Source organism: Cryobacterium arcticum (genome assembly GCF_001679725.1).
GTDB classification, from domain to species: Bacteria; Actinomycetota; Actinomycetes; order Actinomycetales; family Microbacteriaceae; genus Cryobacterium; species Cryobacterium arcticum_A.
This window is the reverse complement of sequence record NZ_CP016282.1, coordinates 1497143-1520633: the sequence shown is the minus strand read 5'-3', so window position 1 is coordinate 1520633 and position 23491 is coordinate 1497143. Positions and strand designations below refer to the sequence as shown.

General features: G+C 69.4%; 19 protein-coding genes. 6 read left to right on the top strand and 13 right to left on the bottom strand.

Annotated features, from left to right (window positions below; translation table 11 throughout):
* Positions 1-19 precede the first annotated feature (19 nt).
* The 3 genes from PA27867_RS06725 to PA27867_RS06715 form a co-directional block, all read right to left on the bottom strand.
* Entirely contained in the window at positions 20-2929 is a 2910-nt protein-coding gene (locus tag PA27867_RS06725) for an arylsulfatase (protein ID WP_066594662.1), read from the bottom strand.
* 97 nt (positions 2930-3026) lie between these two features.
* Positions 3027-3638 carry a response regulator gene (locus tag PA27867_RS06720; RefSeq protein ID WP_066594660.1) on the bottom strand — a complete coding sequence of 204 codons (612 nt, stop codon included), beginning with the start codon at positions 3636-3638 and terminating at the stop codon, positions 3027-3029.
* Complete coding sequence (locus PA27867_RS06715; RefSeq protein WP_167550825.1) at positions 3635-4720, bottom strand: sensor histidine kinase; 1086 nt, start codon at positions 4718-4720, stop codon at positions 3635-3637. The genes PA27867_RS06720 and PA27867_RS06715 overlap by 4 nt, the downstream gene beginning before the upstream one ends.
* Before the next feature lie 320 nt (positions 4721-5040).
* On the opposite strand from PA27867_RS06715, the gene PA27867_RS06710 reads away from it, so the two are divergent.
* Positions 5041-6903, top strand: coding sequence for a glycoside hydrolase family 15 protein (locus PA27867_RS06710; RefSeq protein ID WP_084020811.1), 1863 nt, complete (start codon positions 5041-5043; stop codon positions 6901-6903).
* Positions 6904-7067: 164 nt separating this feature from the next.
* On the opposite strand, the gene pgi is transcribed toward PA27867_RS06710, so the two are convergent.
* Complete coding sequence (gene pgi, locus PA27867_RS06705) at positions 7068-8795, bottom strand: glucose-6-phosphate isomerase (protein ID WP_066594654.1); 1728 nt, start codon at positions 8793-8795, stop codon at positions 7068-7070.
* A gap of 152 nt (positions 8796-8947) precedes the next feature.
* Between pgi and PA27867_RS06700 the strand changes: the two genes are divergently transcribed.
* Complete coding sequence (locus PA27867_RS06700; RefSeq protein WP_066594652.1) at positions 8948-9451, top strand: SixA phosphatase family protein; 504 nt, start codon at positions 8948-8950, stop codon at positions 9449-9451.
* A gap of 38 nt (positions 9452-9489) precedes the next feature.
* Here PA27867_RS06700 and PA27867_RS06695 read toward each other — a convergent pair whose 3' ends face one another.
* From PA27867_RS06695 to PA27867_RS20575, 4 genes are all read right to left on the bottom strand, one after another.
* Positions 9490-10431, bottom strand: a complete 942-nt coding sequence (locus PA27867_RS06695) for a pseudouridine synthase (protein WP_066594651.1) — start codon at positions 10429-10431, stop codon at positions 9490-9492.
* A gap of 38 nt (positions 10432-10469) precedes the next feature.
* The gene (locus PA27867_RS06690) at positions 10470-10880 is read right to left on the bottom strand and encodes a Rid family hydrolase (protein ID WP_066594650.1); all 411 of its coding nucleotides are present in this window, start codon (positions 10878-10880) and stop codon (positions 10470-10472) included.
* A gap of 171 nt (positions 10881-11051) precedes the next feature.
* On the bottom strand, positions 11052-13682 hold the full coding sequence (locus PA27867_RS06685) for a helix-turn-helix transcriptional regulator (protein ID WP_066594649.1): 2631 nt from the start codon (positions 13680-13682) through the stop codon (positions 11052-11054).
* Between the two features lie 128 nt (positions 13683-13810).
* On the bottom strand, positions 13811-14068 hold the full coding sequence (locus tag PA27867_RS20575; RefSeq protein ID WP_157109146.1) for a hypothetical protein: 258 nt from the start codon (positions 14066-14068) through the stop codon (positions 13811-13813).
* Between the two features lie 235 nt (positions 14069-14303).
* Here PA27867_RS20575 and PA27867_RS06680 point away from each other — a divergent pair, with 235 nt between their 5' ends.
* On the top strand, positions 14304-17339 hold the full coding sequence (locus PA27867_RS06680) for a fibronectin type III domain-containing protein (RefSeq protein WP_157109145.1): 3036 nt from the start codon (positions 14304-14306) through the stop codon (positions 17337-17339).
* On the opposite strand, the gene PA27867_RS06675 is transcribed toward PA27867_RS06680, so the two are convergent.
* Together PA27867_RS06675 and PA27867_RS06670 are read right to left on the bottom strand one after the other, a co-directional pair.
* Positions 17336-18331, bottom strand: coding sequence for a Gfo/Idh/MocA family protein (locus PA27867_RS06675; RefSeq protein ID WP_066594643.1), 996 nt, complete (start codon positions 18329-18331; stop codon positions 17336-17338). The two genes, PA27867_RS06680 and PA27867_RS06675, sit on opposite strands and share 4 nt — an antisense overlap.
* The gene (locus PA27867_RS06670) at positions 18328-18816 is read right to left on the bottom strand and encodes a heme-degrading domain-containing protein (protein ID WP_066594641.1); all 489 of its coding nucleotides are present in this window, start codon (positions 18814-18816) and stop codon (positions 18328-18330) included. Before PA27867_RS06670 ends, PA27867_RS06675 begins: the two co-directional genes overlap by 4 nt.
* A gap of 118 nt (positions 18817-18934) precedes the next feature.
* On the opposite strand from PA27867_RS06670, the gene PA27867_RS06665 reads away from it, so the two are divergent.
* Complete coding sequence (locus tag PA27867_RS06665; protein WP_066594639.1) at positions 18935-19663, top strand: phosphatase PAP2 family protein; 729 nt, start codon at positions 18935-18937, stop codon at positions 19661-19663.
* Here PA27867_RS06665 and PA27867_RS06660 read toward each other — a convergent pair.
* A complete protein-coding gene (locus PA27867_RS06660; protein ID WP_066594637.1) occupies positions 19660-20274 on the bottom strand; it encodes a DUF1992 domain-containing protein in 615 nt (204 codons plus the stop codon). The genes PA27867_RS06665 and PA27867_RS06660 overlap by 4 nt on opposite strands.
* A 94-nt stretch (positions 20275-20368) precedes the next feature.
* On the opposite strand from PA27867_RS06660, the gene PA27867_RS06655 reads away from it, so the two are divergent.
* Complete coding sequence (locus tag PA27867_RS06655; protein ID WP_066594635.1) at positions 20369-20857, top strand: DUF2127 domain-containing protein; 489 nt, start codon at positions 20369-20371, stop codon at positions 20855-20857.
* A 2-nt stretch (positions 20858-20859) separates the two neighbouring features.
* Here PA27867_RS06655 and PA27867_RS06650 read toward each other — a convergent pair whose 3' ends face one another.
* Together PA27867_RS06650 and PA27867_RS06645 are read right to left on the bottom strand one after the other, a co-directional pair.
* Entirely contained in the window at positions 20860-21438 is a 579-nt protein-coding gene (locus PA27867_RS06650; RefSeq protein WP_066594633.1) for a hypothetical protein, read from the bottom strand.
* A gap of 89 nt (positions 21439-21527) precedes the next feature.
* The gene (locus PA27867_RS06645; protein WP_066594631.1) at positions 21528-22802 is read right to left on the bottom strand and encodes an MFS transporter; all 1275 of its coding nucleotides are present in this window, start codon (positions 22800-22802) and stop codon (positions 21528-21530) included.
* 208 nt (positions 22803-23010) lie between these two features.
* Here PA27867_RS06645 and PA27867_RS06640 point away from each other — a divergent pair, with 208 nt between their 5' ends.
* Positions 23011-23490: a flavodoxin family protein gene (locus PA27867_RS06640; RefSeq protein WP_066594629.1), complete on the top strand. Its 480-nt coding sequence runs from the start codon at positions 23011-23013 to the stop codon at positions 23488-23490.
* The last annotated feature ends 1 nt before the right edge of the window (position 23491 follow it).

The following is a 23491-nucleotide window of genomic DNA, read 5'->3' as shown; positions in this document are numbered from 1 at the left end:
CCGCGCTCGCCGGCCCAGATCAACCGGCGGCGCCGTGGGCCAGGTTCTCGACCGCGTGATGCAGGTGCAGCGCCTTCTCATCGGCGTGACCCATCGGCATGAGGTCGAAGACCACCCGATGTACTCGTCCGGTGAACGCGTACGGCGCCTGGTCTTCATAGTCCCGATCCACGACGAGTCCGTTGTCCCGGCCGATATCCATGCCCGAGTAGCTGGTGAACGCGATCGGCACGGTGTGCGGCAGGTCGCCGTCACCGACGGGTTCGTCGTTCACGAACAGCGTCACGTGGCCGCCGGTGCCGGGCGTGTTCTCAGCGGCCTCGAACAGCATCCGCACCCGCACATCGCCGGCGGCCAACGGCGCATCCGCTTTCTGCCGATAGGTTTCCACGCCGAGGAACGAGTACGTGTGGGTGAGGATCCCGGCCGCATCGACCCACAGGGCGAACCCGCCGATGAAGTCGGCGTGCGCCACCAGCACACCCTGCGCTCCCCCGTCCGGAACGGTGAGGTGCGCTTCGATGGCATACGACCGGCCGTAGATGCGCGGGATCATGCCGCGTTGCACATTCTGCACGTCGCCGGCAAAGGTGAACTTGGTCACGGTGGGCATGGGCGGCAGGATGCCGTAGACCACGGACATACCGCCCATCAGCGGGAGCACGCGATTCTCCTTGGCCGCCGCCCACCACAGCTCCTGCAGCTCGCGCACCTTGTCGGGATGCTCGGCGGCGAGGTCGTGGCTCTGGGAGAAGTCGTCGGGCAGGTAGTACAGCTCCCAGCCCACGTCTCGGTCCGGATCCCAGTCGGCGCCCGGGCCGAACTGTGCCAGCGTCGCCGGCGACACATCCCAGGGGATGCGGTCGGGCCGTGAGGCGGCCCACCAGCCGTCCTGGTACATCGCCCGGCTGCCGAACATCTCGAAATACTGCGCTCGGTGACGTTCGGGAGCGGCGGCATCGTCGAAGCTGAACAAGAAGCTGGTGCCGTCCATGGGCTCCTGAGCGATGCCATCCACTGTCTTCGCCTCCGGAATGCCGGCCGCCTCGAGAACCGTGGGGGCGATGTCGATCACATGGGTGAACTGGGTACGCAGCGCGTCTCCGGGCCGCAGGCGCGTGGGCCAGGACACCACCATCGGGTCACGGGTTCCGCCCAGGTGGCTGGCGTCCTGCTTGCCCCACTGAAACGGGGTATTGCTGGCATGAGCCCACGCGGCGGCGATATGCGGGGCGGTGTGGATGCCGCCCAGCGCGTCGATGCCGCCGTACTGTTCGATGAGATCGGTCTGTTGGTCGGCGTCGAGCACGAGACCGTTGAGGAAGGTCAGCTCGTTGAACGACCCGGTGGTGGTGCCCTCCAGGCTCGCGCCGTTGTCGCCCCAGATGTAGAAGATCAGGGTGTTGTCCAGCTCGTTCATCTCGTCGAGGGAGTCCAGCAGCCGTCCCACATTCCAGTCGGCATTCTCCTGATACCCGCAGTACACCTCCATCTGCCGGGCGTAGAGCCGGCGTTGCGCGTCGGTCAGCGAGTCCCAGGCGGGGAACAGGTCGGGTCGCGCGGTGAGTTCAGTCTCCGAGGGCACGATCCCGAGCTCCTTCTGCCGCGCCAGGGTCTTCTCCCGCAGCACGTCCCAGCCGTCGTCGAACTGGCCGGCGTACTTGTCGGCCCACTCCTTGGCCACGTGGTGCGGCGCGTGCGCACAGCCCGTCGAGTAGTACATCATCCAGGGCTTCACGGGGTCCTGCGCCCGCACGGCGTGCAACCACTCGGTGGCTTTGTCGGTGAGGTCATCCGGGAAGTAGTATTGCCGGCCGTCCTGACCGGTGGGCACCCCGATGACGCTGTCGTCGAGGGTGACGATGGGGTCGTACTGACCCGCGGCGCCGGACAGAAACCCCCACCAGCGGTCGAAGCCCCAGCCCTTCGGCCAGTGGTCGAACGGCCCGGCCGCGCCCTGCACGTTGTCGGGAGTGAGATGCCACTTGCCGAAGGCGCCGGTCACGTAGCCGTTCTCCGAGAGGATGCGCGGCAGCGCCGCACAGCTGCGAGGCTTGGCGGCCGTGTAGCCCGGGAACGGCCCGGGATACTCGGCGATGGACCCGAACCCGACCCGGTGCTGGTTACGACCCGTGAGCAACGCAGCTCGGGTGGGCGAGCAGACCGCGGTGACGTGGAAGCGGTTGTACGTGGCGCCGCGTTCCTGCACCCGGGTGAAGTTGGGGGTGCGCACCGGCCCGCCGAAGGTGTCGGGGGCGCCGAACCCGGCGTCGTCGATGAGCACGATGAGCACGTTCGGGGCACCCGCGGGCGCTCGCGGGCCGGGAATCATCGACCAGTCCGCGACCGAGTCGGCGAGGGTACGGCCGGCCGTGCCGCCGAAGGAGCGGTCGGGCATCGGCAGGACTGTGCGGTCGGGAACGAACTTGCCCATCGCCTGGTCCAGCTCGGCCTCCAGCTCGGCCAGGTCGGTGGGGCCGGACTCCACCAAGGAGAACATGAACGCACCAGCCAGGTGCAACTCCACCGCCAGCCGGTGCTCGGCGGCGAACACCCCGATCACCACCGCGGACCCCGCCACGAGCGCGGAGCCGATCTCGTCGTGCACCGCCCGGCGCAGTCGATGCCCGGTGAAGGCGTCCACCAGCGCACCGCCGGCGGCCCCGACCACCACGGTGCCCAGCATCACCGGGGCGAACAGCCCGACCACTACGCCCACTCCGGTGCCCCAGCCCAGGCCGGTGTGGCCGTGGTCGTCGCCGGTGTGCTCCAGGCGCACCTCGCCCTGCTCGTTCTTGGTCACCAGGATCATGCCGTGCGTGGAGAGCTCTCCCGCCCGCACGAGCGCCGCCGTGGCGAGGAATTCCCGCCGGGCCGTGTCGATGTCCTGGTACCCCGCCACCACGAGAACCGTGTCGTTGTCGCCCATCCGTTTCACCCTTCGATCTCTCGTCGGAACCTCAGTCGTGCAGGCACCATAGCCCGACCGCCGTCTCCGTTGACAGTGGCTCGACGGCAACGGTGAGCTAGCCGAAAAGGCCGAGAGTGGCGGCCCGACGCACTGCGCCCATCCGTGACGTCGCCTCGAGCTTGGTGAAGATGTTGGAGACGTGCCGTTTCACGGTTCCCTCGGCGAGAGTGAGCTGGAGTCCGATCTCCCGGTTGGAGAAAGCCAGGGCCACCAGACGCAGGACCTCGAGCTCCCGTGCGGTGAGCAGCGGGCTGGATTCACGGTCTGACACATCGGTCGCCAGGGCATCCGGGGTCAGCGGCCGTGCTGTCTTCACGGCGTGGAGGAGGTCGGCCGAGGCGGCGGTCTTCTGGAGATAATCGGTGGCTCCGGCCGCACGCAGCTGCGCCTCGAGCACTCGGTCTGCGTGCATCGTGAGTATCACAACCGCCGTGTTGGGATGAGTTCGTCGCACCCAACGCACCGTGGTTCCCGCGGGCGCACCGGGGATGTCCACGTCGAGAAGCAACACGTCGGGGTGCAGCTCGGAGACGAGTGACCTGACATCGTCACTCGTCGCGCCCTCGCCTATGACGTGCAGCGCAGGATCTCGGGTCAGGATGCTGTGCACCCCCTCCCGGAAGAGTCCGTGGTCGTCGATGACGACAACAGACCGGGCGCGGGTCATTCGACGTCCGGGTTGAGGGGGATGTCCAGGGTCACGGTGGTGCCGGAACCTGGCGCCGAGGAGATTGACAGTTCGGCGCCGATAGCGTCACAGCGCTCGCGCGAGCCGATCAATCCGAGCGCGCCCGGGCGCACGTCCGTACGATGGAATCCGCGCCCATCGTCCCGCACAGTTACCTGGACAGACCGTTCCCTCCAACTCATGTCGATGTGGATTGTGGTGGCCGCCGCATGCCGGCGGGCGTTGTGCACCAGCTCGCGGACGACGATGAAGGTCTCCTCCTGCACACCTGTCGGGAGCCGCCGCACGCGGCCGGCGTTGGAGACGACGATCGGGGTCATTCCGGCATCACTGTCGCTGACGAAGTCGGCGATGGCATCACTCAGCAGCCCCGATCCCACTTGGTAGCGCAGCTCGGTTGCGATCGCCTGCGTCTCCCGGAGAGTCGATTCAAGTAGGGCCAACGCTGCTCTGACGCTGACGGCGCCGTCATCGTCTGGGCCGCCCTCGGTGAGTCCCGAGAGTTGCAGGCGTTGGTGCGCGACCGCAATTCCATGGGACACCCGGTCGTGCAAGTCCCGCGAGATTCGCAGTCGTTCCTCGGAATGCGCGATCGACAAGCGGTCGAGGAGCACGTTGACGTAGCTGGTGGCGGCCGGGACCACGTTCTCCATGATCGCGTGGTGCACGCTGAGCGCGACCGCGGCCGTGGCCCACCGTCCTGGCATGAGCTCCGTGATGGCTGTCAAGGCAACTTCAAACAGCACATTGGCGGCCGCGAGGCTCTCCGCAGGGTGAATATGCTGATCCGCGCGCCGTCGGCCGATCTCAGCGCCGGCCGTTGCCGTGATGACGGCGTCTCGTCCCGGATCTGAACCGGGCATGTCGGCGGCCCCGAGCCTGTCGAAGACTCGCGTGAGGATCCCGCGTACCTGCGTCTCCAGCTCGCCACTTACCGCATTGTCGGTCACCAGCGGGCTGGACTGCCCGGCAAGGCGACCCGTCAACTCGTCCACGATGCGGACGACGACGGAGTCGACATCGGCGGTCATCTGCTCGGTCGGTGGCGTTTCAGCGCGCACGTGCCCTCCCCCTCGGCAGGTCCCAGAAGCCATGGCAACGAACCGTCGCGACAGGACCGCTCAGTGAAGGTTAGGGCAGGCGCCGCCGGCGCAGGAGCCACACGGCTCCTGCGCACGCAGCGCCCACGAGCAGCCCCCCAGCTTTTCCTCGTGAGCAAGTTCCCCCTGCGCTATCGACGGTATCGGCGCGGTCGCAGCGGAGGCAATGTGTCGAAGGACACATTCCAGCCGATGTTGACACGGTCACCGGCCGGGGCAACTGTGGTGCGCATACGCTCCGCCACCCGGCACCATCGCCCACACCGGAGGTTCACCCGCTCATGAGATTCCCGCCGATCGCCGACTATGCCTTCCTCTCCGACTGCGAGGTGAGCACCCTGGTCGCCCCCGACGGCGCGGTCGAGTGGTTGTGCCTGCCGCGGCCCGACAGCCCCAGCGTCTTCGCCGCGCTCCTGGATCGCACCGCCGGCTTCTTCCGGTTCGGCCCCACCAACACCAACGTTCCCCAGCAGCGCCGGTATCTGCCCGGCACCATGGTGCTGGAGACCACCTGGCACACCCCCTCCGGCTGGATGAGGGTGCAGGACGTGCTGGTGATGGGTCCGCTCGCGGAGCACCGCAGGGAGGGCTACCGACGCTCCCCCGGCAATGCGATCGCCCAGCGCACCCTCCTGCGCATCGCCACCTGTTTTGACGGACGGGTCGAACTGGAGGTCAACTGCCTGCCGCTCTTCGACTACGCCCGCAACCAGGGCCGGTGGGAATTCGACGGGTCCGGCTACGACCGGGCGAAGATCGCCGGCAGCGGCGTGGAACTCACGCTGGGCGGCAGCGTCCCCCTGGGCGTGGTCGGTGCGCGGTGCACCGGGCGCACCACGCTCGAGGCGGGCGAGTCCGCGTTCGTGGCGCTCGCCTGGGACGGCGTGGTGCCCGAGACCGTGGCAGAAGCACAGGAGCAGCTCGCCGGCACCGAGAAGTACTGGCGCAACTGGATGAGCATGGCCACCTTCCCCGACCACAGGTTCCGCCCGCACATCGAACGCAGCGCCCTCGCACTCAAGGGCCTCAGCTACGCGCCGACCGGGGCGATCATGGCCGCGGCGACCACGTCGCTGCCCGAGACACCCGGCGGCGAACGCAACTGGGACTACCGGTACACCTGGATCCGGGACACCTCGTTCATGCTGAGGGCGCTGCACGGCCTCGGCTTCAACGGCGAAGCCTTCGACTACTTCGCGTTCGTCCTGGATGCCGTGGCCACCGACAAAGTGGACGCGCCCTGGGACCTGCAGATCATGTACGGCATCGGCGGGGAACGTGACCTTCCGGAGCACACCCTCGACCACCTCTCCGGATACCGCGGGTCGCGTCCGGTGCGCACCGGCAACGGCGCGTTCGACCAGCACCAGCACGATGTCTGGGGCATGCTGCTCGACTCGGTCGAAGAGCATCTGCGCGGCGGCGGTCAGATCGCGCCGATGGCGTGGAAACACCTGTCCGAATTGGTCGACACCGCCATTGAACGCAGCGCCGAACCCGATCAGGGCATCTGGGAGATGCGCGGGGAACCGCAACACTTCACGGCGTCCAAGGTGCTGTGCTGGGTGGCCGCTGACCGCGGTGCCCGCATTGCCGAGAGCCGTGGGGATGCGCAACAGGCCGCCTCCTGGCAGGCATCCGCCGACCGCATCAAAGCGGAGATCTGCGAGAAGGGCCTGAGCGAACGGGGCGTGTTCACCCAGCACTACGGCACCACAGATCTGGATGCGTCCCTGCTCCTGCTGCCGATCATGGGGTTCCTGCCGCCGGACGACAAGCGGGTGCGGGCCACGGTGCTCGCCATCGCCGACGAGCTCACCCAGGACGGCCTGGTGCTGCGGTACCGGGTCGATCGCACCGACGACGGGCTCAGCGGTGAGGAGGGCACCTTCACCATCTGTTCCTTCTGGCTGGTGTCGGCCCTGGTGATGATCGGTGAGCATGACGCCGCCGAGGCCCTGTTCGAGAAGCTGCTCTCCTTCGCCGGGCCGATGCTGCTCTACGCCGAAGAGATTGACGCGACCACCGGGCAACACCTGGGCAACTTCCCGCAGGCGTTCACCCATCTGGCGCTAATCGATGCTGCTACCCGGCTCATCGCCGCCGAACATCAGGAGGAGGAGGCCTCGACCGGTCTCGGGTGACGGTTTCGCGCCGGCCGTTCACGGCTGGGAAGCGCCGCGTCGCTGAGCGACGGGTTCACCGCGCCTGCTGTGGCCGACCGCGCCCGCTATGGCGGGCGCGGTCGCCGGTCAGAGGCGCAGTGGCCGGTTGCGGTGAGGAGACCGACCGCGGCCTCTGACGATGATTACTTACGCAGCTCCAGGTACTTCGCGATCAATGCCTTGGTCGACGAGTCCTGAGCCTCGAGCGCAGCACTGTCGCCTTGCACCGCGGGGGTGACCTGCAGCGCCAGCTGCTTGCCCAGCTCCACGCCCCACTGGTCGAAGGAGTCGATGCCCCAGATGGTGCCCTCGACGAACACGATGTGCTCGTAGAGCGCGATGAGCTGGCCGACCACGCTCGGGGTGAGCGCGGGCGCGAGGATCGACGTGGTGGGGCGGTTGCCGCTGAACACGCGGGCCGGGACGATCGACTCGGCGACGCCGTCGGCGCGCACCTCGTCGGCGGTCTTTCCGAAGGCCAGCGCCTTGGTCTGGGCGAAGTAGTTGGCCATGAACAACGTGTGCACGTCCTGGCCGGGCTCGACGCCCGCGCCGTCGCCGGTCTCGTCCTTCAGCGGATGCGCGGGGTTGGCTACGGCGATGAAGTCCGCCGGGACCAGCCGGGTGCCCTGGTGGATGAGCTGGTAGAACGCGTGCTGGCCGTTGGTGCCCGGTTCGCCCCAGAAGACTTCGCCGGTGTCGGTCGTGACCGGGCTGCCGTCCCAGCGCACGCTCTTGCCGTTGGACTCCATGGTGAGCTGCTGCAGGTAGGCCGGGAATCGGTGCAGGTACTGCGCGTACGGGAGCACCGCGTGGCTCTGGGCGTTGAGGAAGTTGGTGTACCAGACATTGAGCAGGCCCATGAGAACCGGCACGTTCTGCTCGAGCGGCGTGGTGCGCGTGTGCTCGTCGATGGCGTGGAAGCCGGCGAGGAACTCGCGCCAGTTGTCGGGTCCGATGGCGATGACCACCGAGGTGCCGATGGCGGAGTCGACCGAGTAGCGGCCTCCCACCCAGTCCCAGAAGCCGAACGCGTTCTCGGGGTCGATGCCGAAGGCCTTGACCTTGTCGAGGGCCGTGGAGACGGCGACGAAGTGCTTGGCGACGGCGTCCGTGCGTGCCGCATCCGTATCGTCGAGAACTCCGGCGGAGGCCAGCTCGGCCCAGAGCCACTCGCGCGCGAGGCGGGCGTTGGTGAGGGTTTCGAGAGTGCCGAAGGTCTTGGATGCGACGATGAACAGCGTGGTCTCGGGGTCGAGGCCGGCGGTCTTCTCGTAGACGTCGGTCGGGTCGATGTTCGAGACGAAGCGCACCTCGAGGCCCGGCTTCACGTAGGGCTTGAGGGCTTCGTAGACCATCACCGGGCCGAGGTCGGACCCGCCGATGCCGATGTTGACGACGGTGCTGATCGGCTTGCCGGTCACGCCGGTCCACTCGCCGGAGCGCACCTTGTCGGCGAACGCGTAGACCTTGTCGAGGGTGGCGTGCACGTCGGCGTCGACGTCCTGGCCGTCGACGATGAAACCGGCCGGCGGCACCAGGCCGGCGGCGCCCTTGGGACGGCGGAGCGCCGTGTGCAGCACCGCGCGGTCTTCGGTGGCGTTGATGTGCTCGCCGGCGATCATCGCCTGGTAGCGCCCCGCGACGTCGACGTCCTGTGCGAGCCGCACGAGGTGGCCGAGGATCTCCTCGGTGATGAGGCCCTTGGACAGGTCGACGGTGAGGTCGGCCGCCTGGAAGGTGTAACGATCGGCGCGACCGGCATCGGCGTCGAACCATCCGCGCAGGTCGGGCGAGAAGCCGTCGGCGATGCCGCCGAGCTGCTTCCACGCGTCGGTCGAAGTGGGATCAACGGGGGTATTTTCGGCCACGAGGCCCTCCTGGATGCGTCAGAACACGGTCCACAACTCCCGCAGCACTGCGAGGCGGTCCGGGTGCAAGCCTATTGCCACGCTGTGCCTCACCGCACATCGTGACGCAGGTCGGCGGGCTGCCGACGGCAGGGCGGGTGCAGACTATCGGAATGACCACACGTAGTGCGCGAACCCTCATCGTGCTCCGGCACGCCAAGTCCGACTGGTCGGGCGGCGAAGCAGACATCGACCGCACGCTCAACGCCCGCGGGCAGACCCAGGCGCCGGATGCCGGCAGCTGGCTGGCCGAACACCACCCCGGCATCGACCTGGCCATCGTCTCCCCCGCCACCCGGGCCCGGACCACCTGGGTGCTGGCCTCGGCGGAGTTCAGCGAGAGCCCGGAGGCCCGCATCGACGAGCGGGCGTATGCGGCATCCGTCACCGACCTGCTCGAGATCCTGCGGGAGCTGCCCGACGAGCTGGAGAGCGTGATTCTCGTGGCTCACAATCCCGGGCTGGAGGAGCTGATCTCCGTGCTCAGCGGCGAGAACGTCAGGCTGTCGACGTCGTCCCTGGCCGTGCTCGGTGTGCCGGGCCCGTGGGCGCAGCTCGGCGACTCGACCGCGGTTCTCGTGACCTCCGGCCGGGCCGGGACGGCCGGCCTCGAGTAGCCGGGTGCGAGGGGCCGCCGCGGCGCCCTGACCGCTCCTTAGTGCGCCCCGACGGTCTCCCCGAACAGTGGCAGCCGGCGCACGCTCTCGAACCATCGGGGCGTGCCGTCGACCGGGTCGGTGAAGGACACCTCGCTGGCCAGGAGTTGGAGCGGCCGGGTGAAGTCGTGCACCGACACATCCTGCACCACCGGGTAGATCGGGTCGTCGGTGATGGGGATGCCCAGGCCCAGCATGTGCAGGCGCAGCTGGTGGGTGCGCCCGGTCGTGGGCGTCAGCCGGTACTCCCCCGACTCCCCGTGTGCGCCAGTCAGCTCGATGCGTGACTCGGCGTTGACCGGGGCGCCGGGCACCACCTCGCCCTGCCACTGACCGGGCCGGGTCGCCAGATGGTTGCGCACGGTGACGGGCAGGTCGAGCTCGGGGCGGAGCGCCGCCAGGGCCCGGTACACCTTGTGCACTTCGCCGCGTTGGAAGAGGGTCTGGTAGGCCCCGCGCCAGCGGCGCTCGGTGGCCAGGACCAGCAGTCCGCTGGTCACCCGGTCCAGGCGGTGCAATGGCGAGAGTTCGGGCAGCCCCAGCTCGGCGCGCAGCCGAACGACGACGCTCTGCACGACGTGCCGTCCTCGCGGGATGCTGGAGAGGAACGGGGGCTTGTCGATCACCACGATCCGCTCGTCCCGGTAGACCAGGTGCAGCACGCCGGGCACCACCGGTTCGTCGGCCAAGTCGCGGTGGAACCAGACGAAGGTGGTGGGCCGGTACGGGTCGGTCCCGGCGACCGGCGTGCCGTTCTCGTAGACGAATCGGCCATCGGCCAGGAACCCGGCCACCTCCACGAACTCGCTCAGCCGTTCCTGCAGCCAGGCGCCCATGGTCGGCCAGGTCGGCTGCGGTGCACCCGGTCGGTCGCGCTCGGGGGTGCACACCCACGCTGCTTCGAGCCCGTGTCGTTGTGGCAGGGGCGAACGTGGGGGCATCCCCCGATCGTATGCGCTAGCCGTGCACGCCGCGGCGGTCAGGCGGCGGGGAGCGCCGCCCCGATGATCGCGTCGAGCTCGATCTCCACGAGGAGGTCGGGGGCGGCCAGCGCGCCCACTTCCACGGCGACCAGTGCCGGGCGGATGCTGCCGAAGATCTCCCCGTGCACGGCGCCGACGGTGTCGAAGTTGGCGATGTCCTTCAAGTACACCCGGGTGCGCACCACCTCGTCGAAGCTCGCGCCGGCCTGCTCGAGGGCCGCGCCGATGCGCACGAAGATCTCGCGGGCCTGCGCCGCGGCATCCGCCCCGCCGACGGCCCCCTCGGGCGAACTGGCGGTGGTGCCGGCGACGAACACGAACGCGCCCGCCTTCACAGCCCGGGAGTAGCCGACGACGGGCTCCCAGGCGGAGCCGGACGAGACGTTCTGGCGGGTGTATTCGGTCATGGTGTCCTCACTGGGGCCGGCTTCGGGCGTCACCGAGGGGGTGACGAAGCTCTGACATTACCGGGTCGCGCGGAGTGCGCAGGATGCCGGGGCGGCCGGCGCTGGCAGCCGAGTGCCGCGAGTCGGTGCCGGCGCGGTCGGTGCCGGCGCGGTCGGTGTCGGCGCGGTCGGTCAGCTGACCAGGACGACGGCCGGAGCGCCTCTCTCGGGCGGGGTCGCCGTTTCGGGGGCCGCCCGGCCGGCAAGTTCACGCCGGGACCGCAGGCCCAGCTTGGCGAGCGCGTTCGCGAGGTGTTTCTCGACCGTCTTGACGGACACGTGCATCGACGACGCGATCTCCCGGTTCAGCTGCCCTCCCGAGGCGAGCAGCACGGTGTCGCGTTCCCGGGGGGTGAGCGTCGGCCAGCCGGCCAGGGCCGGCAGGGCGGCGGCGGTTGCGGCGGCGACGGGCAAATAGGCCGCAGCGCCCAGCCGGCCGAACAGCCGGTCGGCCTCACGCTTCGCGGCGGCTCCGTCGTCGACGTTGCCCCGCGCCAGGAGGCTGCCTGCCAGCGCCCGCAGGGCGAGGGCATGGGCGAACGGGGTGACCGTTTCGACGCCGGTGCTGACGGCTGCGGCGAAGTGCCGGGCGGCGATCATCCGTTGGCCGCGGGCCTCGGCGAGAAGGCCGCGCAACCAGTCCGGGTAGCCGAAGGCGCGACTGCCGCTCTCCGTCTCGAGGCGGTCGATCACGGCCTGGGCCTGGTCGAGCGAGCCCAGCGTGATGAGGGCTTCGGCCTGCATGGCCCGCCAGCCGGTGTATCCGGTGGCGGTGGTGGCGATGTCGAGACTGCCACCGAGGAGCGGCGCGAGCGCTTGGATGACGGCGTGCGGATGCCCGCCCGCCCGTTCAACGACCGCGGCGGCGACCGCGGCCCCCACATGGTGTTGCGGCAGCGGGCGCTCGACCGCAAGTCGGGCCCCGACGCGCACGGCTCGCTGGGCCTCGTCGAGCTGGCCGGCCTGAGCGGCCAGCATGGCGATCACCCCGTGGGCGATGCCGTCGTGGTTGCCGTTGCGGCTTGCCGTGGTGTGCGCGAGCACGGCCTGGGCGTCGAGCATCGCCGAATCCCACTGGCCGAGCGAGTAATGCACCTGCGCGCGCAGGGCGAGTCCGAGCGGCAGCACGTGCAGCGCCTGACTGGCCCGCGCCGACTCGATGGCCAGGTCGAAGGTGTGCAGGGCCGCCCGGTCCAGGCCGCCGTAGAACTGTTGCTGACCCACGATCACCAGCGCGTCGGCGCGCTCGGGCCGGTTCAGCGGCAACCCGATCAGCGGATTCAGGACCAGCATGGCCTGATCCCGATCGCCCGAGATCCACAGGGCGAACCCCCAGGCCAGGCGCAGCCGGGCGTCGGCGGGCGACACTGCCCCAGGTTCGGATGGTGCGGCCGCCAGGGCAGCAGCGCTCGCGGCGATGGTTCCACCGATGTCCAGGGTGGCCAGCCGGATGCTCGCGACGACCCCGGCCACAAAGAGCACCTCGTCCCTGGTCGGCCTCCGGGCGTCGGCGGGAGCGCCCTGCGCCAGGCCCTCCTGTACGAGGGCGAGGGTCTCAGGAAAGTTGCCAAGCAGGTAGCCGAGTCCGCCGAGGACGATGGTGCGACCGGGGCCGGGGGAACACCGGGCGACGCTCTCGGCGAGGGTGCCGGCGAGTTCCGCGTCATCCGCGAAGAAGGCGTAGGCGCCGGCGCGCAGCAGCCGGCGTTCCCGGTCCGCGCTCGAGGAGGTCACCCCGCTCGCCCGGCTGTAGATGCGGGCCGCGCTGGGGTAACGCCCTGTGGCCGCGTTGCGGTCGCCCTCGACCTCGAGGTCGGCGGCGAGCTCATCATCGGTGTGCTCGGTGGCCGCCAGCCGGTGCTCGAGCTGCGCCCATCCGCTCATCGACCGGGCGATGGCGGCGTTCAGTTCGCGGGCCCGGGGCGCGTCGATGCCGCGACGGATGCCCGTGCGTGCGCGCTCCGAGGTGAAGCCCAGTTCTCGCTGGCCTTCCTCGTCGAGCATCTCGACGAGCCCGGACGCCAGGGCCCCGTCCACGGAGACCGGGAGGGAGAGCCGGGCGGCGATCTCGACCAGGATGGATACGGCCAGTGGTCGTCCCGTCACCGACAACAGCTCGAGCAGGGCGCGGGTCGGCTCTTCCAAGACAGTCAGCTGCGCAGCCAGGTGGTCGGCGTAGCCGTCAGGCACGGGCAGGTCTCGGGGAATCGAGGCATGCAACCGCCGGCCCAGCTGTTCGAACATGGTCACCAGGTGGTGCGGGTTGCCGTCGGTGAGCTCGGTGATCAAGTTGGCGCGCGCCGGGTCGAGTTGAACGATGCCGTGTTCGGCGGCCAGCTCGATGCACTGCTGCGCGGTGAAGCCGGGCAGCCGGATGACCCGGCCGCGGCCATCCCGACTGCTTGCCACCCGCAACCGGGCGATGAGGCTCGACTGCCCGGTGTGACCGGCCACGATCACCAGTAGCGGCACGGAGCGCAGCGAACCGATGAGGCCGGCGGCCCAGTCGGCCTGCTCGGGCTCCAGTTCCTGGGCGTCATCGATCAAGACGATCGTGGGCTCGTCGACGGCGCCGACCAGAGCGGACAGTGCCGCGGCCCCGCGCACAACCGTGAAGTCGGGAACCGTGTGAAGCAGGTCGCGCACCAGCCAGGTCACCCCGGCGCCCGGCTCACCCTCGAGCGTGACCACGGTGGTCACACCGTCCAGCGCCTGCACCGCAGCAGAGAGGAGCTTCGACTGCTCCGCCAGACGCACCACCATGACGACTCCTAGGTTTCGGTCGCCTTCGAGGGCCGACGCCCAACTGTAGCGAGAGGCAGCCGGTAACCCGCCAAAAAGGAAGGGTTTTACCCTTCCATGGCCGCAGCCAGGGTGCGGGAAGCTGAAATCTACTGTCCGTTTGACGTCGGAGAACCCGTGACCACCCGCCACATTGCCCGCCATCGTTCGCTCGATTTCGCCCGCCCGGTGTGGAGAGCTGTCGCCCGCGCCGCGGTCCTCGGCCTCGCCGCAACGCTGGCCGTCGCGCCATCACTACTCTCGACATCGGCGGCGTCGGCGTCCACGATCGACGGCAACGAGACTATAAACAACACTCTTGAGATGACGGCGTACTTCTTCACAATTGCCCCGTTCCAGTCCTTCACTCCGGATTACTCAGGCGTCCTCGAGTCCGTTTCCGTTGTCGGCACTTGGGATCCGGAAAACGGAGCACTTTCTGTTACGGCGGACCTCCAAGCTGTCGATGGCTTAGGCAACCCAACTGGACCCGTCCTGGAGCAATACTCGCTCACCCAAACCGGCCTCCAGCCGTTTGGCTGGCTGAACAAAGCTACCTTTGTCAGCGACGGTGCCGTGGTCCAGGGCGGACACACATACGCCTTGACCCTGCGTGGCGCGACGAGCGCGGTAGGCCTGCCCTTCACCCAGGGCTACTCAGGGGGTGCGGCAGGGGGGAAGGGTAGTTACTACAACCAGCAGTTTCTTAATGGTGGATTTGATTTCTACTTCTCGACCCGGATCTCCGGCATTGCGGAACCGGGGGCTCCCACCGTCACGTCGGCGACTGCGCTGAGTAAGACAACTGCGGAGGTCACCCTCACCCCATCAACGGTTCTCGGGGACGTGCCCATCACCGGCTATACAGTCACCGCGGATCCCAGCGGCCAGTCCTGCACCATCGACCCCTCGGCGGTGCCGTTGAGTTGCACGATCACCAACCTGACGGCCGGGGACACCAACACGTTCACCGCGACCACCAACACCATCGGCGGACCGGCCTCGGCCACGGCCACCTCCAACGCGGTCACCCAGCCCGCCGATGCCCCGGGCCCGCCCGCCGGCGTCGCGGCGGCTCGCACCGCCAAGACCGTCGCCACGGTCACCGTTACGCCGCCCACTCAGAGCGACATGCCCGTGACGGCCTACCGGGTGACGTCCGCCGACGCGGCGCACAGCTGCGACATCGCCGATACCGCGGCGGTCCCACTCGCCTGCGATGTCACCGGCCTCACCATCGGCGATACCTACTCCTTCGCCGCCACTGCGACGAGTGGAGCCGGCACGAGCGTGGCATCGGCCGCCTCAGCCCCAGTGAGCTTCGATCCGGCCGTGCCGGACGCCCCGACCCCGCCGACCGCTCAGATGGACGGCAAGACCGCCGCCGTGGTGACCTTCGCCGCGCCGGACAGCGATCGAGCCATCACCGGCTACACCGTCACGTCTGCCCCCGACGGCAAGACCTGCGCCACCACCACAGCCCTCACCTGTACCGTCACCGGCCTGACCATGGGCACCGACTACACCTTCACGGCCACGGCCACCAGCAAAATCGGCACCAGCGTTGCGTCTGCGGCATCCAACGCTGTCTCGTATCAGCCCCTCGTTCCCGGTGCCCCGGCCAGCGTGGTCGCGGTTTCTTCGGGCAAGACCGTGGCGACGGTCACCGTCACTGCGCCCCAGACGGGCAGCGACCTGCCGATCACGAAGTACACGGTCATGTCAGCCTCCACGCCGGACTCCTGCGAGATCACCGATCTGACCGGCAGCGAGCTGTCCTGCGACGTCACGGGTCTCACTATCGGCACGACCTACACCTTCACCGCGACGGCCACCAGCGCCGCCGGTACCAGCGCAGCCTCGGCAGCGTCGAACCCGGTACGCCGTGCGCCCGTCGTGCCGGATGCCCCGGCCGCGCCGACCGCTCACATGGACGGCAAGACTTCCGCCGTGGTGACCTTCGCGGCGCCGGACAGCGACCGAGCGATCACGGGCTACACGGTCACCTCTACCCCCGGCGGCAAGACCTGCACCACCACCGCGCTCACCTGCACAGTGACCGGCCTGACCATCGGCACCGATTACACCTTCACCGTCACCGCTACCAGCACGGTCGGGGACAGCACGTCGTCCCCTGCGTCGAATCCGGTGGTCTACCGGCCGGTCGCCCCCGACGCGCCCGCCGCCGTCACCGCCGTGTCCAGCGCCAAGAGCGTGGCCGCCGTCGCCGTGACACCTCCAGCCGACCCCAGCGACCGCCCGATCACCCAGTACACGGTGACGTCCACCACCACAGCAGATTCCTGCACGATCACCGACGTCACCGCGACTCCGCTGACCTGCGACATCACGGGTCTCTCCATCGGCACGCCCTACGCCTTCACCGCGACCGCCACCAGTGCCGCCGGCACCAGTGTTGCCTCGATCGTGTCGAACAGCATCCTGCGCACGCCGGTGGCCCCCGACCTGCCCGCGAGCGTGACCGCCACGAGCACCGGCGCCACCACAGCGGATGTCGTCCTCACGCCCCCGGCCGCGCCCAGCGACCGGCCGATCACCTCCTACACCGTCACGGCGTCACCCGGTGGCCTGACCTGCACGACCACCGACGTGACCGCCACCGTGATCGGCTGCACCATCACCGGCCTCACCCGCGGAGAGAGCTACACCTTCACCGCCACCGCCACCAGCTCCGCCGGCACCAGCGCTGCGCTGCCCGGGTCCACTCCGCCCGCCTCGGACCCGGTCATCCCCAGCACCCTGCCATCGGCGCCGCTGAATGTCGCGGTCGTGCCCAGCGAAACCAGCGTCACCCTGAGCTGGGCCGCACCTGTCGACGACGGCGGCCAGCCCCTGGACGACTACCAGGTGAGCTACCGCGCCACCGGCGACACCACCTGGAGCCGCGCCGTACCCGTCGTGGGTCTCTCCACGCGACTGCTCGGGCTCGCCGACGGTACGGAGTACGAGCTGCGCGTCGCCGCGTCGACCGCCGTGGGAACAGGACCGGACGTGATCGTGACCGCCACACCGTTCACCTTCTCCCCCGCCCTCACCCTCGCCGACGGCAGCGCCCTGGCCGGTGCGACCGTGAAACGAGGGGACACCCTGACCATCACCGGCAGTGACCTCCCCATCGGCGCCGCCGTCACGGTCGAGCTGCACTCCACCCCGGTCACCCTCGGCACGGCCACCGTCGGAGGCAACGGCAGGTTCTCCCTGCCGGTCACGATCCCCGCGGATGCCCCGGCCGGCGCCCACACCGTCGTTCTGGGCCTGCGCGGCACCGGCGCGCCCCTCGTGGAGAGCAGAACCGCCATCACGGTCTTCGTTCCCGCCGCGGTCGAGCCCATTCCGACCGCCGCACCGACAGGCGAACCCACGCCCACTCCGGCACCCGTGGCACCGGCACCCGCCACGCCGACACCGACCGCGACGCCACCTGCGACCCCCGCCACGACCCCGGCGGCCGCCGCCACCGCCGCCGCACCGACCGCGACCGCAACCGCGCCCGCCCGCCCGAAGGCCACCCTCGCCGCCACCGGTGTCGATACCGGCTGGCTGCTCTGGTGCGCGGGCACGCTGCTGCTGGGCGGCTCCGTCTTGGCGTTGCGGGCGCGACGCCGAGCGCGCGGCTAAGCGGTCGGGCGCGCGGCGGCGAGCAGCCGTCGCGCCTCGTCGACCACCGCGAGAACCGCGATGGTGTCGGCGAGCGGATGCCGGGGGTGCTCGGTGAGGCCGGCGGCGAGGGCTTCGCCCACGGCCCGGAACATCGGCACGTAGCCGGCGCCCTCGATCGGCACCGTCGTCGTCTGCGCCGTGTAGTCCGGCGCAGAGTAGCAATGGATGGCGCCGCCCGCGAAGAACGTCGGATCCATCACGATGGTGCCCGCGGTGCCGCCCACGACGGCGAACGCCATGATGACCTCCGTGAGGGAGCTGGTGACGGTGGCGAACCTGTCGTCGGAGTAGCCCAGGGTGAGCGTCGAACGGAGGTCAACGCCATCCGCTTGCATCACGCCGTGCGCGGCGACGCTTAGCGGCGTGCCCAGCAGCAGCTGCGCGAACGCCGCGGGGTACACGCCCAGGTCGAGCAGCGCACCGCCGCCGAGTTCCGCGTTCCAGAGCCGACTGGTCTCGGTGCGGGGGAAGTTATAGCCCATGCTGGATTCGACGGAGCGCACCTCGCCGATGGCGCCGGACCGGATCAGCTCCTGCACCTGCAGCACAGCCGGCGTGAATTTCATCCACATGGCCTCCATGAGGAACAGCCCCCGGGCGGCGGCGAGGTCGGCCAGCTCCCGACTCTGCGAGGCCGTGAGGGTGAGGGGCTTCTCGCAGAGCACATGCTTGCCGGTGAGCAGGGCCTGCCTGGCCAGCTCGAAGTGGCTGCTGTGCGGTGTGCAGATGTACACGGCATCGATATCGGCACTGCCGAGCGCGTCCTCCACCGACGCGAACACGCGTGGGATGCCGTGACGGGCAGCGAAGTCCTCGGCTGTGGCCGCCGTGCGAGACGCCACGGCCACGATGTCGATGTTGCCCGCCAGCCTGATGTCGCCGATGGTCTGCTCGGCGATGGCGCCGGTTCCGATGATCGCCCACCGGGGCGTCGCGGCACCGCCGGTCATGCGGAGGCCACCCGTACGGACTCGAGGGCCCAAACGGCGAGGTCGTGGTCGATGCTCTCGTGCAGCCCGGAAACCCCGAGCATCCCGATCAGCGACCCGTTCACCCGCAGCGGGAAGGCGCCACCGGCCGCCGCGTACAGGTTGATGGGCAGGCCGGTGGCGTCGTTGAAGTCCTGGCCTCTGGCCCGGTACTTGGTGCTGACCAGGAACGACGGCACGTTGTACCGGGAGACGACCCGGAACTTGCGGGCCAGCCAGTCGTCGTTGTCCGCTGTGGTGCCCGGGCGGGCGGCGTGGAAGACGCGCTGCTCGCCGAACACGATGGACACCGTGATCGCCAGGCCCTCCGCCACGGCACGCTGCACCAGGGCGGAGCCGAGCGCGAAGGCATCGTCGTGGTCGAAGGAGACGAAGCCGATCCTGTCGTTCTGTTCCTGAAGAATCGGGAGCAGGTCGCGGGCGGCGGGGTCTGGGGTGGTCGACATCGAGGGTCCGTATCCGTTGGGGTGGGCCTCTGCGCCGCACTAGTCTGCACGCTATCGGTGCCTGCGGCACTCCGCAAATGGATCCGACCGCACGGCGGCACCGCCTAGCATTGAGCAGATGACGACGCCACGCCACCCGGAGGTCGCGGCCCAACCGCGAGCGAAACGGGTCTCCCGCTGGTGGCCGGTCCTGAGCGGCGCCATCGCCCTCGGCCTCGCTGTGGGCCTCGGCGCCCTGATCCTGGTGCGTGAGCAGGGCATGCCCCTGGCCATCGACACCGCATGGTTCAACGACCTCACCGAGAACCGCGCGCCCGTGTGGGATGCGGTGGCCCTGGTGATGGATGCCCTCGGCGGCGGGTTGGTCGCGACCCTGCTGATCCCGGCCGTGATCTGCGCCGCACTTCTCCTGGCCCGGCGCCCCTGGGCTGCCGGCTACTTCCTGGCCGCCAGCCTTGCCACCGGTGGAGTCGTGCAGGTGCTCAAACACTTCTTCGGCCGAGCACGCCCAGAGAACGTGCTCACCAACCTCGACTTCGGCTCGTTCCCGTCCGGGCATGTGGCCAATGCGGCGGTGACCTCCGCGGTGCTGGTGCTGCTCTTTCCGCGCCTCTGGGTCTGGCTGGCCGCGGCCGCCTACACGGTGGTCATGATGCTCAGTCGCACCTATCTGGGCGCGCACTGGCTCACCGACACCGTGGGCGCGCTGCTGCTCGGCATCGGGGTGGCGGTGCTGCTGTGGGCGCCCGTGGCGGCCAAGCTCGACGGTGAGCACACGGTGGCCATGACCCGGCGGGCGCGCGTGAGGGCGGCCGCCGACGCATCCGAGGGACGCGACGCAGGCTAAGGAGCGCCGCGCTCGCGCTTGGCTCGGCGGCGTTCGCGCCAGGACATGGCGGCCAGTTCGGCCTCCTCGCGGGCCCGCGCCTCCTCGCGCTCCTGCTGCGCGGCGCGGCGGCGCTCACGCCAACTGGCGAGTTCAGCGTCCACGTCCCGCAGGGCCGTGACGACGGGCGGGCCGCCGCGGAGCTGCCGGCGTGCCTCGATCACCCGCCGGTTGAAGTCCTCGAGCAACTCGCGCACCTGCTGCTCGGCGAACACGGTGTCGAGGCGGTCGTCGAGTCCGGCATCCTCGGTGCGGAGGGTCAGCGCGGGTGGCCCGAGGCCGGTGATCTGCTCGCGCTCGATCTTGCGTTTGATCCACCAGTCCGGGTCGTACCGGTCGGTGAGCCCGGGGATCGGCTTGCCCGATCCGGGCAGGTTGTCGAAGTCACCACGGCGGATCGCCTGCTGGATGGAGATCTCGACGTACTGCGCCCGCGCTTCCATCATCGACTGGCCGGCCTCGTTCGTGTCCGGCTCGCCCTCCTCTGGGCGTTCGGCCTCGGGGATCTCGCGATTGATCTTGTACCGCGCCACGTTGAGCGGCGTATCGCTGGGTTCGCGCTTGCCTGCCATGAATCCAGCCTAGATTCTTATGCTGTGACTGTGGGTGGACCGGCCGACCTCGCGGGGTTGCGGCCCGTGGAAGATGCTCCGGCGGAGGAGGGTGATGAACGTCCCAACGACAGCGCAGCGCGCGGAGCCGACGCTACTGGATCGCACGTTCCGGGTCAGCCTGATCCTGAAGGGCCTGGACGGCGTGCTGGAACTGGTGGGCGGCGTGCTGCTGCTGGTCGTCACGCCCGCACAGATTGGCGCCGTGGCTCGGGTGCTCACCCAGCACGAACTTGCCGAAGACCCGCATGACCAGATCGCCACGAGCCTGCTGCGGCTGGCGAGCGGGCTCAGCGTCTCGGCGACGCTGTTCGGCGCCATCTACCTGCTGGCGCACGGAGCGGTGAAGGTGGTGCTGGTGTGGGCGGTGTTGGCGAACCGGCTCTGGGCCTACCCGTGGATGATCGGGTTCCTCATCGTCTTCATCGGTTACCAGACCTACCAGCTTGCCATCGGCTTCTCCTGGGGCATGCTGCTGTTGACCGCATTCGACCTCTTCATCGTGGTGCTCACCTGGCGTGAGTACACGATCCGGCGACGGTGAGGTCAGGCCGCCTGCTGGGACGGAGCGTGGAACGCTCCGGCGACGGTCTCCTCCAGGATGGGATGCGCCGGGCCGGCGGCCAACTGCGCCCACGGGTCGCCGAGGTCGAAGCGCCAGGCCAGCCGGCCGGTGCTGTGCTCGAAGACCTTTACGGGGTCGATCGACACGAAGAGCCCGCGCGTTGCCGCCAGGGAACGTGCGTTCGCGTGGTGGATCGAGGAGTAGAGCGGAACCGCGTGGGCGCGCGCCGCGACGATCGTCGCCCGTTTGACCGCGGTGTTGAGCCCGGTGCCCCGCACCGAGGGGACGAGATAGGTGGACGTCTGCTGCGTGCCGGGCAACTCGAGGTACGGCACCACGGCGAACGCCCCCACAGGTTCATCGCCGCGGAACAGCGCCCAGGCCCGGTCGGGCGCACGCCGCAGGTAGGACTCAATGAGCAGGTGCCCAGTGGCCACGCCCGCCACGGGGTAGTCCAGCGCACCGAGAGCGGTGGCCAGCCCGTCGCGCTCGGACTCATCCAACGACGTGAGCAAACGGATGTCCGGGAGAACCTGATGGAGCGGCGTGCGCGGGTGCATGCGGATATTTTCACCGCGGCCGGTAGCGCCCGAGTGAACGTCGAGTGACCGTGGCATTTCCGGCCCGGAACTCGGTGGCGCTGCGCGCTTCAGTCCGTGTCTGTGGACGCGGCGGCGGCATCCGCCTGCGCCGTCTTGGTGTCGGCGGGGTCGTTCTGCCGGCGGCTCGCGAGCATCAGCGGAATGCCGATCAGCTCCACCAGACCGCCGATCAGCAGCGAGGCGCCGTACCCGCCCACGTCCGCGGCGCGGCCGAGCGCCGGCTGGATGAACACGCCGCCGAGGCTGCCGAAGAGGGAGTCGAACGAGAGCACGGTGGCGCGTTGCTTCGAGGGGATCATGTCGTTGAGGTAGGCCTGCCGCACGGGCTCGGCGACGGCGAAGACGAACCCCCACACGGTGAGGAACACGACCGCCAGCCAGAACAGGCTGTTGAGGCCGAGCACCATGAGCGAGACCACGCTGAGCAGGGACGCCACGATGACGGTGCTCGTGCGCTTGGCGAAGACGCCGCGGATGCGGGGCGCCAGAACGCCGCCGACAACCTGCGCCAGCGACAGGATCGCCGCGGCCAGACCCGCGATGGAATACGCCGACGGGTCACCGTAAAGCTCGAGCAGATACGGCTGCAGCGCATAGAAGGCATAGATCCCGACCCCGGAGGCAAACGGCGCGGAGAGGATCATGTAACGCACCGACCGCTTCCTGAGCCCGTGCTCCACCGATTCGCTCAGCACGAGCCTGGTCGCCTTCCACGGTCCCCGGGACCGGTCCGGGGTGAAGCCGAGGTCTTTCATCACGACGAACGCGTAAACGAACATCACCACCAACACCCCGGCGCGCAGCAGGAACGGCACACCGAGGTTGGTGGCCTGGGCGATCACCCCACCGAGTACCGACCCGGCGAACATGGCGATCCCGGTCACCACGAGCCCGCGGCCGAAGACGGCCTCTAGGCTGCCGGTGTACCCGGTCGACGTCAGCGCGTCGACCAGCCAGGCCTCCACCGCGCCGGAGAAGAAGGTGAACCCCAGCCCCAGCAGCACCGAGACGATGGCCCACCAGACGAACGGCGCCTGCCAGACCCACAGCATCCAGTACAGCCCGGTGGTCACCGAGAGGGTGATGGTGCCCAGCAGGTAGGAGGCCTTGCGTCCTACGGTGTCGGCGACGACGCCGGTGGGGATCTCGAAGATCACCATGCCCGCGGTGAAGAACGCGTTCGCGGCGAAGGCCTCGAAGTTGCTCAACCCGGCGTCGAGCAGGAACAGCGTGTTGATGCCCCAGATGAAAGAGGCCGCCAGGGTGTTGCCGAGCTGGAGGATCAGGTAGGTGCGTTGCACGCGCCGGGCCGCCGGGTTCACGACCCGCCGCCGATCCGCACCTGACCCTTCGTCATGCACCCATCATCAACCCGGGTGCAGCGGATGGCCACCCGGCGACCCGCCTCGGCCGGGCAATTTCTCGCTTCCGGTGCCGGGCGCGCGGTGCCGGCCTACGCTGTGGGTGTTCCCGGCGGTGCACCGAGAAGCCGGCGGATGCCCAACTCGCCACCTATCGAAAGGAACTCACGTGAAAGTCCTGATCGTCACGGAATCGTATTTCGGAAACACGGCCAGGGTCGGTGAAGCGATCGCGGCCGGACTGCACTCACGCGGGGCCGACGTCACTGTCGTGGATGCCGCGTCGGCACCCCCGCCGGGTGCGCAGGACCTGGTGATGGTCGGCGCGCCCACCCACTACCGCGGGCTTCCCTCGCCCACCTCACGCGATCAGGCGGAAACCCGGGGCGGCCGACGGGTCACCGCCGGCGTGGCCGAATGGCTGGAGAAGATCCCGCGCAGCGCGGGCACCCACGCCTGGGCCTTCGACACGGTGTCCAGCACGGGATTCTTTGCCGGTTCGGCGGCGAAGGCAATCAGCAAGCTGCTGCGAGGCAAGTCCTTCGACGTTGTCGGCCGCATGAGCTTTGTCATCACCGGCACCGGCACTCCGCCGCCTGGCACGGAGTTGGCCCGGGCTCAGCAGTGGGGCGCGACCCTGGCCGGGTAGC

Coding starts and splice junctions, on each gene's coding strand:
- PA27867_RS06710 (WP_084020811.1), top strand. CDS start 5,041: ATGAGATTCCCGCCGATCGCCGACTATGCCTTCCTCTCCGACTGCGAG.
- PA27867_RS06655 (WP_066594635.1), top strand. CDS start 20,369: ATGAACGTCCCAACGACAGCGCAGCGCGCGGAGCCGACGCTACTGGAT.
- PA27867_RS06725 (WP_066594662.1), bottom strand. CDS start 2,929: ATGGGCGACAACGACACGGTTCTCGTGGTGGCGGGGTACCAGGACATC.
- PA27867_RS06660 (WP_066594637.1), bottom strand. CDS start 20,274: ATGGCAGGCAAGCGCGAACCCAGCGATACGCCGCTCAACGTGGCGCGG.
- PA27867_RS06675 (WP_066594643.1), bottom strand. CDS start 18,331: ATGACCGGCGGTGCCGCGACGCCCCGGTGGGCGATCATCGGAACCGGC.
- PA27867_RS06665 (WP_066594639.1), top strand. CDS start 18,935: ATGACGACGCCACGCCACCCGGAGGTCGCGGCCCAACCGCGAGCGAAA.
- PA27867_RS06670 (WP_066594641.1), bottom strand. CDS start 18,816: ATGTCGACCACCCCAGACCCCGCCGCCCGCGACCTGCTCCCGATTCTT.
- PA27867_RS06685 (WP_066594649.1), bottom strand. CDS start 13,682: ATGGTGGTGCGTCTGGCGGAGCAGTCGAAGCTCCTCTCTGCTGCGGTG.
- PA27867_RS06650 (WP_066594633.1), bottom strand. CDS start 21,438: ATGCACCCGCGCACGCCGCTCCATCAGGTTCTCCCGGACATCCGTTTG.
- PA27867_RS06690 (WP_066594650.1), bottom strand. CDS start 10,880: ATGACCGAATACACCCGCCAGAACGTCTCGTCCGGCTCCGCCTGGGAG.
- PA27867_RS06700 (WP_066594652.1), top strand. CDS start 8,948: ATGACCACACGTAGTGCGCGAACCCTCATCGTGCTCCGGCACGCCAAG.
- PA27867_RS06720 (WP_066594660.1), bottom strand. CDS start 3,638: ATGACCCGCGCCCGGTCTGTTGTCGTCATCGACGACCACGGACTCTTC.
- PA27867_RS06695 (WP_066594651.1), bottom strand. CDS start 10,431: ATGCCCCCACGTTCGCCCCTGCCACAACGACACGGGCTCGAAGCAGCG.